This is a genomic window from Pseudomonas fragi, assembly GCF_002269505.1.
In the GTDB taxonomy this organism is placed as follows: Bacteria; Pseudomonadota; Gammaproteobacteria; order Pseudomonadales; family Pseudomonadaceae; genus Aquipseudomonas; species Aquipseudomonas fragi_D.
This window is the reverse complement of sequence record NZ_NQKQ01000005.1, coordinates 204,828-214,075: the sequence shown is the minus strand read 5'-3', so window position 1 is coordinate 214,075 and position 9,248 is coordinate 204,828. Positions and strand designations below refer to the sequence as shown.

Annotated in this window: 7 protein-coding genes; 5 read left to right on the top strand and 2 right to left on the bottom strand. The window is 59.0% G+C overall.

The features are described 5' to 3' along the window. Positions 1–421, bottom strand: a 421-nt coding sequence (locus CJU81_RS07130; protein ID WP_141232584.1) for a MipA/OmpV family protein, incomplete at its 3' end; no start/stop codon positions are given. Positions 422–650: 229 nt separating this feature from the next. On the opposite strand from CJU81_RS07130, the gene CJU81_RS07125 reads away from it, so the two are divergent. The 5 genes from CJU81_RS07125 (at position 651) to CJU81_RS07105 (ending at position 6,817) form a co-directional block, all read left to right on the top strand. Next, complete coding sequence (locus tag CJU81_RS07125) at positions 651–1,346, top strand: MtnX-like HAD-IB family phosphatase (protein ID WP_095036054.1); 696 nt, start codon at positions 651–653, stop codon at positions 1,344–1,346. Continuing rightward, complete coding sequence (locus tag CJU81_RS07120; protein ID WP_095036053.1) at positions 1,339–2,733, top strand: aspartate aminotransferase family protein; 1,395 nt, start codon at positions 1,339–1,341, stop codon at positions 2,731–2,733. The genes CJU81_RS07125 and CJU81_RS07120 overlap by 8 nt, the downstream gene beginning before the upstream one ends. Then, positions 2,730–3,599 carry an alpha/beta hydrolase gene (locus tag CJU81_RS07115; RefSeq protein WP_095036052.1) on the top strand — a complete coding sequence of 290 codons (870 nt, stop codon included), beginning with the start codon at positions 2,730–2,732 and terminating at the stop codon, positions 3,597–3,599. The genes CJU81_RS07120 and CJU81_RS07115 overlap by 4 nt, the downstream gene beginning before the upstream one ends. A 69-nt stretch (positions 3,600–3,668) precedes the next feature. Then, positions 3,669–5,429, top strand: a complete 1,761-nt coding sequence (locus CJU81_RS07110) for a sensor histidine kinase (protein ID WP_095036051.1) — start codon at positions 3,669–3,671, stop codon at positions 5,427–5,429. Further along, positions 5,426–6,817, top strand: coding sequence for a sigma-54-dependent transcriptional regulator (locus CJU81_RS07105; RefSeq protein ID WP_095036050.1), 1,392 nt, complete (start codon positions 5,426–5,428; stop codon positions 6,815–6,817). Before CJU81_RS07110 ends, CJU81_RS07105 begins: the two co-directional genes overlap by 4 nt. Before the next feature lie 89 nt (positions 6,818–6,906). Here CJU81_RS07105 and metE read toward each other — a convergent pair whose 3' ends face one another. Beyond that, a complete protein-coding gene (metE, locus tag CJU81_RS07100; protein ID WP_095036049.1) occupies positions 6,907–9,219 on the bottom strand; it encodes a 5-methyltetrahydropteroyltriglutamate--homocysteine S-methyltransferase in 2,313 nt (770 codons plus the stop codon). Positions 9,220–9,248 lie beyond the last annotated feature (29 nt).

Below are 9,248 nucleotides of genomic sequence, written 5' to 3'. Positions count from 1 at the left end.
GCCCCAATACCCCGCCCTGACCACCCGCACCACCCACTGCCTGGCCAAGCTGCGCGTACACACGCCAATACTCGGCAGGGCTGTACTGCACAAAGCCCCCCACCTGCGCCATGTCCGGGACATCACGCAACCCGCGCAACGAGCCATTGGCATTGCGTCCCGACAAGTAGTTAAGAAACGGCCCCGCGCTCCAGCCAGCAACCTTGAAGGCACTCCAGGTCAGGCCATCATCGGTATCCAAGCTGACATCCCCCCAGTCCACATCGAAGTACGGCAGCGGCACTGTCTGATAGCGACTGCCACTTGGATCATAGGGCTGATACCCGACCCCCACCCCCGCCTCACCACTCGGGCCGTCTGCGGCATGCGCGCCAGCCCCTACCACTATGAGCAGCAAAAAAGTACAGACAGAGGTTTTCATGGCCAGGGTTCCACAGGGATTCATACGCGCATCAATCCCTTGTTCATACACTTCGCGCAAGCACTGATGTTGTTTGTAGCAAGATACAATTTTTGTAGCCTGGCACTCTGAAAATCTCGAAAAAAACTCGCTAAAATCGCCATAAACTGGGGCTTATGGCGATTGGCACAGTCAATGCAATGCCCTGTAGCAAGCGCAAAAAGCGCGTCTTTTCGACAGGACAATGCAGATGATGCAATGGCATATCGTGTGTGATTTTGACGGGACCATTACCGGCACCGACGTCATCGACAACATTCTTCAACGCTTCGCCGACCCCAGCTGGGAAGCGATCGAAGAGCAATGGTTGCAGGGTAAAATCGGTTCGCGTGAATGCCTGAGCCGCCAGCTGGCGCTGGTCAAAGCCACGCCAGCCGAACTGCTGGCCTATTTCGACAGCGTTGAGATTGACCCCGACTTCCCCGACTTCGTCGACCAGGTGATCGGCCTGGGCGCCTCCATCGAGGTGGTCAGTGACGGCATCGAACAAGGCATCGCACGCATCCTGGCCCGCAACTACGTGAGCCTGCTGCCGATCCTAGCCAACCGCCTGCGTCAAGTCGATCAGAACAGCTGGCGCATTGATTTTCCTTATTCCAGCGACGCCTGCCGCGCGGCCTCCGGCAACTGCAAATGCAAATCCACCCCCGGCGGCAAACGTGTGCTGGTGATTGGCGATGGCCGCTCCGACATGTGCGTGGCCTCCAGCGCCGACTTCGTCTTTGCCAAGGACAGCCTGGCCGAACACTGCGAACGCAACGGTATCCCCTACGCACGCTTTGACTCTTTTGCCGAACTCCCGGCCCTGCTCGCCAAATTGCCGAGCCACGCCGCCAACGCCCCCCACTATTCTCGTGAACAGCAGGAACTCATCAATCATGTCTGATATCCGAATCGCTACCCCTGAAGACCAGATTCTTCTGGAAAAAGAAGCCAAGTACTGCTCCTACGGGGATACCGTTCACTACATCGAACCACCGCGTATTTTCAGCCGCTGCGAAGGCTCCTACGTCTGGGATACCGAAGACCAGGCCTACCTCGACCTGCAAATGTGGTACTCGGCGGTCAACTTCGGTTATTCCAACCCGCGCCTGAACAATGCGCTAAAACAACAGATCGACACCCTGCCGCAGATCGCCAGCCAGTACCTGCACAAAGGCAAGATCGAGTTGTCGGAGCGCATCGCGGTTGACGCCAAAAACAAGTTCGGCCTCGACGGCCGCGTGCACTTCAACGTCGGCGGCTCGCAATCGATCGAAGACTCGCTGAAGGTGGTGCGCAACGCCAGCAACGGCAAAAGTCTGATGTTCGCCTTCGAAGGCGGCTACCACGGCCGTACCCTCGGCGCCTCGTCGATCACCTCCAGCTACCGCTACCGCCGCCGCTACGGCCACTTTGGCGAACGTGCCAACTTTATCCCGTTCCCGTACCACTTCCGTGGGCCAAAAGGCATGACCAAGGAAGAATACGGCAGCCACTGCGTACAGCAATTCGCTCGCCTGTTCGAGACCGAATACAACGGTGTGTGGGACCCGAAAGTCGGGCAAAGCGAATACGCCGCGTTTTACGTCGAACCGATCCAGGGCACCGGCGGCTATGTCATCCCGCCGATGAACTTCTATAGCGAACTCAAGCACGTGCTGGATCAGCACGGCATCCTTATGGTGGTCGACGAAATCCAGATGGGCTTCTGGCGCACAGGCAAGCTGTGGTCCATCGAACACTTCGACGTCAAACCCGACGTGATCGTGTTCGGCAAGGCACTGACCAACGGCCTCAACCCGCTGGGCGGCATCTGGGCCCGTGAAGAGCTGATCAACCCGAAAGTGTTCCCGCCGGGCTCGACCCACTCCACCTTCGCCTCCAACCCGCTGGGCACCGCCGTGGGCCTGGAAATGTTCAAGATGACCAGCGAATTCGACTACGGCGCGATGGTCATGGCCAAGGGCAAGTACTTCCTCGAGGGCCTGCAAGATCTGCAAAAACGCTACCCGATCATCGGTGACGTCGACGGTCTGGGCCTGGCCCTGCGATGCGAAATCTGCGGCCCGGACGGTTTCACCCCGGACAAGGCCACCCTCGACTTTATGGTTGAAGAAGGCATGAAGGGCGACATCGAAATCGACGGCAAGCGTCTGGGCCTGATTCTGGACGTGGGCGGCTACTACAAGAACGTGATCACCCTGGCGCCGTCGCTGGAAATCAGCTACCCGGAAATCGATCTGGGCATCGCTCTGCTCGACCGCCTGCTGGCCCGGGCCATGAAACGATGAACAGGGCTGAGATCGATCTGGGCGAAGGCGACGCCGGTTTCGTTCTCGGCACGGGAGAGGTCGGGGTCTTGTTGATCCACGGCCTCACCGGCACCCCGACGGAGTTGCGCCGGGTGGCCCAGGGCCTGGCCAGGGACGGGACGTGCACGGTGTACGTCCCAACCTTGGCCGGGCACTGCGGTGACAACAGCGACCTGCAGGCCACCGGCTGGCTGGACTGGTACGAAGGGGTGCGTAAAACCTTCGCCGGGATCCGCCAGCGCCACGGGCAGGTGTTCGTCGGCGGGCTGTCGATGGGCGCAGTAATGTCGATGTATCTGGCATCCGAACACCCGGGCCAGGTCGCCGGGCTGTTGATGTACTCCACCACCTTGCGTTACGACGGCTGGAGCATCAACAAGCTGGCCTTTATGACCCCGCTGCTGATGAAAATCCCTTTTGGCGTACACCTGTGCAGTTTTGAGGAAAAGCCGCCCTACGGTATTAAAAACCAGCGATTAAGAGCCATTGTCGAACGCCAGATGAAAGCCGGTGAAAGCAACAATGCCGGCTTGTTGACGATGGAAGGCGTCACCGTGCGCGAGCTGCACCGGATGAATGCGGTCGTGAAAAAACGCATGCCTTCGATCACCACCAAAGCCCTGGTGGTGCATTCCATCGAAGACGACATCACCAGCCGCTGGAACGCTGATTACGTCGAGCGTCATCTGGGCGGGCCCGTGACCAAGGTGCTGCTCGACAACTGCTACCACATGATCACCGTCGACCTGCAATACCGCAGCGTGATCGAATTGAGTGATGCCTTCATCAAGAAAAACAGCAGCACTGCCGCTTCCCGCCTGCCGGGCATTGCCCATGAGGTCTAGACTCGACGGGCAGCTGCGGATCAAGACACACTGTTCATCCGCCCTTGCGCCAGCACCCAGAGAGCATTGATGCCTAGCACCCCTGACTCATCGCACCAGCCCCTACCCTTCAAGGTGTCGCGCTGGACCGTACAGCGCAAACTGGTGCTGGCGTTCTGGCTAGTCAGCGTGATCCCGACCATGATCGCCGCCGAATTGGCGGCGACAACCCTGTCGCAAATTTTCGACAGCAACGTACGGGTCTGGCTGCAGGAGTCGACCAAAATCGTCAAGGACGAGATCAGCGAGATCCTCGCGGATAACGCCCGGGCCGCCAGATTGCTCCTGCAATACACCCACCCGCCATCCTCAAATAAAGCCGTGCGCCATGACCGGTTGAGCAGCGATATTGCCGACGCCATGGGCATCGACGTGGTGGCACTGATTCGCGACAGCGACCACAAGGTGGTGTACAGCACGGTCAGCGATAACATCGTCGAGCAGATCAGCCTGGCTCCCGATGCGGTACTGCAAACCATCGATGTTGACGGCGTGCCCACCGGCACTGTGGTCTCAACTTTTGCCAGCAATCAGGATGGCGACGACTATCAACTGCTGGTGGCCACCTATATGGACAGCAGCTTCCTGACCAGCGTGGCTGACGTGCACTCCCTCGACTTGCGCCTGTACCTGTCCAACCCCAAGGGTTTTGCCGAGATTTTTTCCAGCCAGCGTTTTGAAGACCGCCAGCCGATGGTGCCCCATGCCATCGAGCAAATCCTGCGCAGCACGCGCCAGCCCAGCGAACAGTTCACCAGCCGTTACAGCGGCCTTTACTGGCCGATCCTCAGCGATAAGGGGGAACTGCAAGGTGTGATCTACAGCGGTTTGCTGCGCCATACCAGCCTGGTGGGGCTGGTCAACCAGACCAACCTGTTCACGCTGATCTTTCTGCTCGGCTCGGTGCTGTCCCTGACCGTTGGCTGGCTGGTTTCCGAACGCCTTACCCGGCCGTTGCGCGGTCTGTCCGAAGGTGTACGCGCGGTGATTGCCGGGGATTACAACCAGCGCGTGGCGGTCTCGGGCAACGACGAACTGGCCGAACTGAGCAGTACCTTCAACCATATGACGGCAAGGCTTGACCAGTTGCATCATCTCGAAGCCCAATTGCGCCGTCGCGACCGCCTGCATGCCCTGGGCGAAGTGGCCATGGGCCTGGCCCACGAAATCCGCAATCCGCTGGGCATTATCAAAACCGCGACGCAGCTGCTGCACCGTCGCGCCGACCTGGGCGAAACCGACAAGCGCCATCTGGAATACGTGGTCAGCGAAGTGACCCGTATCAACGACCTGATAACCGAGTTTCTCGACTTCGCCAAGCCCTGCGCCCCGGTGCGCGCGCAACAGGCCGCACGACCTTTGGTGGAAGACATCCTGGGCTTCTGCAAACCGGAACTGGAAAGCCACAACATCGATGCCCTGATCGACGATCAGGCTCCGGGCGCCACTCTGTATGCCGATGCCGGCCAATTGAAACAGGCGTGCCTGAACCTGATCCTGAATGCCATTGACGCCATGCCCGACGGCGGGCACCTGACCGTACGCATTACCCGTGAAGATGACTACACGATTATTGGCATTGCCGACACTGGAGAAGGGATAGCACCCGATATGCTTGAACGTATTTTCACGCCCTTTGTAACCACTAAAGCTTCAGGCACAGGTTTGGGGCTGGCCAAGGTATTTTCCATCATGGACAGCCACGATGGTCGTATCGAATGCATCAGCGAAAAAGGCGCCGGAGCAACATTCAACTTGTATATCCCGGCCCACGGAGGGGATCAGACATGAGTCATAACGTGCTGGTGGTCGACGACGAACCGAAACTCTGCGATCTGCTCAGTTCGGCACTGAGCCAGAACCAGATTCAGGTCTTCACTGCCAGCAACGGCCTGCAGGCCCTGGAAGTTCTGGAGCAGGAAGACATCGACCTGGTGATCAGCGACTGGCGCATGCCCGGAATGGATGGCCCGCAGCTGCTGGCCGAGGTCAAACTGCGCTACCCCCATGTGCCTGTAATCGTAATGACTGCCTACAGCACGGTAAAAAACGCCGTACAGTCCATGCGCAACGGCGCCTACGACTACATCGCCAAGCCCTTTGACATCGACGAACTGGATATTACCGTCAGCAAAGCCCTGCAGTTTCGCGACATCCTGTGCGACAACGCGCGCATGCGCGCCGAGCTGGACGAGCACCAGCACATCGACAGCCTGATTGGTGACAGCCCCAGCTTTCGCCGGGTGCTGCAGGCCATCGACTCGGTACGCGAGAGCAATGCCACCATCCTGCTGACCGGCGAAAGCGGTACTGGCAAAGAGATGGTTGCCCGCGCCATCCACAAGCACGGCAGCCGCGCCGACAAGCCCTTTGTCGCGGTTAACTGTGCGGCGATTCCCGAGGGGCTGCTTGAAAGCGAAATGTTCGGCCACCGCAAAGGCGCTTTTACCGGCGCTGTAGCAGACCGGGTCGGGCGCTTTATGCAGGCTGACAAAGGCACCCTGTTTCTCGATGAAGTGGGCGATATGCCCCTGGCCTTGCAGGCAAAGATCCTGCGGGCGCTGCAAGAGCGGGTAATTGAGCCGGTGGGTGATCCGCGAGAGCGCAAGGTGGATGTACGGGTGATCGCCGCGACCAACAAAAATCTGCTGCAAGCCGTGGCTGACAAGGAGTTTCGTGAAGACTTGTACTACCGGCTGAATGTCTTTCCGATCCCTCTGCCGGCCTTGCGCGAGCGCGTTGAAGACATCACCCCGCTGGCGCGGCACTTTGCCCATAACCTGGGGGCAACGGCAGGTAAACGCATCACCGGGTTCAGCCCCGCCGCCTTGCAGGCGATGGCCCAGTACAACTGGCCAGGAAACATCCGCGAACTGCAAAACTGCGTCGAGCGCGCCACCATTGTGGCCAACAGCAGCATCATCCAGGACAGCGATCTGCCGCCCTATCTGTTCAGCTCCAAGCCCGGCCAGAGCAGTGCTCTGCTTGCCCCTGGAACGGGCGTGCCCGTCGATCTGGAAGCGGCACTGGCCGAAGTCGAAAAAGCCTACATCCTGAACGCTCTGCAACAGGCCAATGGCGTACAGGCTGCAGCGGCACAGTTGATCGGCATCTCAGAGCGCAGCTTCTGGTACCGTCTGAAAAAGCTGGATATTCATGTCGATAAAATTGTCAGGTAACACCCGAAAGCCTCTCACCCACTCCTCTCCCGGAGGGAGAGGGAGCTTGATTGACGTTAGGCAAACCGTCTGTTGAGGGGATCTTGATCTTAAGCGGCTTGCAAGCGCAGTTGCCGTGCCGCCGCCACCATGTTGATCAGTGCGGCTTCGGTCTCGGCCCAGGCACGGGTTTTAAGGCCGCAGTCGGGGTTGACCCACAGTCGCTCGGCCGGGATACGCTGCGCTGCCTTGCTCAGCAACTTGACCATCTCGGCCGTGTCCGGCACCCGTGGCGAGTGAATGTCATACACACCCGGGCCAATGTCGTTCGGGTAGTCGAACGCTTCAAAGGCCTCCAGCAGTTCCATGTCCGAACGTGAGGTTTCGATGGTGATGACATCGGCGTCCATTTCGGCAATCGACTTGATCACGTCGTTGAACTCGCTGTAGCACATATGGGTGTGGATCTGGGTTTCATCGCCCACGCCCGAGGCGCACAGACGGAACGCTTCCACCGCCCAGTCCAGGTACTCCTGCCATTGTGCGCGGCGCAGCGGCAAGCCTTCACGGAACGCGGCTTCGTCGATCTGCACAATCTTGATGCCGGCTTTTTCCAGGTCGACCACTTCATCGCGGATGGCCAGCGCCAGTTGTTGCGCCTGCACTTTGCGCGACACGTCTTCGCGGGGGAACGACCACATCAGCATGGTCACCGGACCTGTCAGCATGCCCTTCATCACCTTGTCGGTCAGACCTTGAGCGTATTTGATCCACTCCACAGTCATGGCTTTCGGGCGACTCAGGTCGCCGAAGATGATCGCCGGTTTCACGCAACGTGAACCGTAGCTCTGTACCCAGCCGTATTGAGTAAATACATAGCCGTCCAGTTGCTCGGCGAAGTACTCGACCATGTCATTGCGTTCGGCTTCACCGTGGACCAGCACATCCAGCCCCAGACGCTCCTGTACTTGAACGGCATTGCGGATTTCGCTGTGCATGGCGTCGGTGTATTCGCTGGCCGACAACCTGCCTTGTTTGTACGACTGACGGGCCAGACGAATCGACGCAGTTTGTGGGAACGAGCCGATTGTGGTGGTCGGGAATGCCGGCAGATTCAAGCGGGCGCGCTGCACTTCAATTCGTGCAGCAAAGGGTGACTGACGCTGACTGTCGGCGTCAGTGATCGCTGCAATACGGGCTTGTACCGCGGCCTTGTGAATGCGCGGCGAGTTGGCCCGACTTTGCTGTACGGCGCGGCTTTGGGCCAGGGCTGCCTGTACTTTGGGGTCTTGCGGGATGTTCAGCGCATCACGCAATACGGCAATTTCAGCGCACTTTTGCTTGGCAAAGGCCAGCCAGCTTTTGAGTTCGGCATCCAGTTTGGTTTCGCGGTCCAGATCCACCGGGCTGTGCAACAGCGAGCAGGAGCCGGCTACCCACAGATTGTCGCCAAAACGCTCTTCGGCTTCCTGCAGTTGTGCCAGGGCGTTTTCTAGATCGCAGCGCCATACGTTGCGACCGTTGACCAGGCCCAGGGACAGCACTTTGTAAGTCGGCAGCCGATCGAGAATCCCGTGCAACTGGTCGGGAGCACGCACGAGATCCACGTGCAGACCTTCGACCGGCAGGCCAACCGCCAGGCCAAGGTTGTCTTCCAGGCCGCTGAAGTAAGTAGCAACCAGCTTCTTCAGTGGCGAGTATTGAAGAATGTGATAAGCGCGCTCAAAAGCGTTTTTCCATTCCTGTGGCAGGTCGAGCGACAGGATCGGCTCGTCGATCTGCACCCATTCCACGCCCTGCTCCGCCAGACGGGAAAGAATGTCCGCGTAAACCGGCAGCAGGTTTTCCAGCAGGTCGAGCTTGTTGAATTCGTTGCCTTTGGCCTTGCCTAGCCACAAGTAGGTCAGCGGGCCAATGATGACCGGCTTGACCTTATGGCCCAGAGCCAGTGCCTCGGCGGTTTCTTCGAACAGTTGGTTCCAGCTCAACTCGAAACGCTGGTCAAAGCTGAATTCCGGCACCAGATAGTGGTAGTTGGTATCGAACCACTTGGTCAGTTCCTGGGCGTACTGGCCCTTGCTGTGCTCACCGCCGCAACAGCTCTGGCTGGCGCCGCGAGCCATGCCAAACAGCGTGTTCAGCGTCGGACGGCGTTGCTCGTCCAGGGTACTGGCGAAGCGCTGAGGGATGACCCCGAAAGTCAGCGAGTGGGTCAGTACCTGGTCGTACCAGGCAAAGTCACCGACCGGCAGCAAATCGATGCCTGCATCCTTTTGCAACTGCCAGTGTGTGGCCCGCAATTGACAGCCAACGTTTTTCAGCGCGGCCTGATCGATATCGCCTTTCCAGTAGGCTTCGAGTGCTTTTTTCAGCTCGCGGTCTGCGCCGATACGCGGGAAACCAAGATTGTGTGCCAGGGCCATAACAACATTCCTTCGTGTAAGTAATGGCA

Coding starts and splice junctions, on each gene's coding strand:
- CJU81_RS07125 (WP_095036054.1), top strand. CDS start 651: ATGATGCAATGGCATATCGTGTGTGATTTTGACGGGACCATTACCGGC.
- CJU81_RS07120 (WP_095036053.1), top strand. CDS start 1,339: ATGTCTGATATCCGAATCGCTACCCCTGAAGACCAGATTCTTCTGGAA.
- CJU81_RS07115 (WP_095036052.1), top strand. CDS start 2,730: ATGAACAGGGCTGAGATCGATCTGGGCGAAGGCGACGCCGGTTTCGTT.
- CJU81_RS07110 (WP_095036051.1), top strand. CDS start 3,669: ATGCCTAGCACCCCTGACTCATCGCACCAGCCCCTACCCTTCAAGGTG.
- CJU81_RS07105 (WP_095036050.1), top strand. CDS start 5,426: ATGAGTCATAACGTGCTGGTGGTCGACGACGAACCGAAACTCTGCGAT.
- metE (WP_095036049.1), bottom strand. CDS start 9,219: ATGGCCCTGGCACACAATCTTGGTTTCCCGCGTATCGGCGCAGACCGC.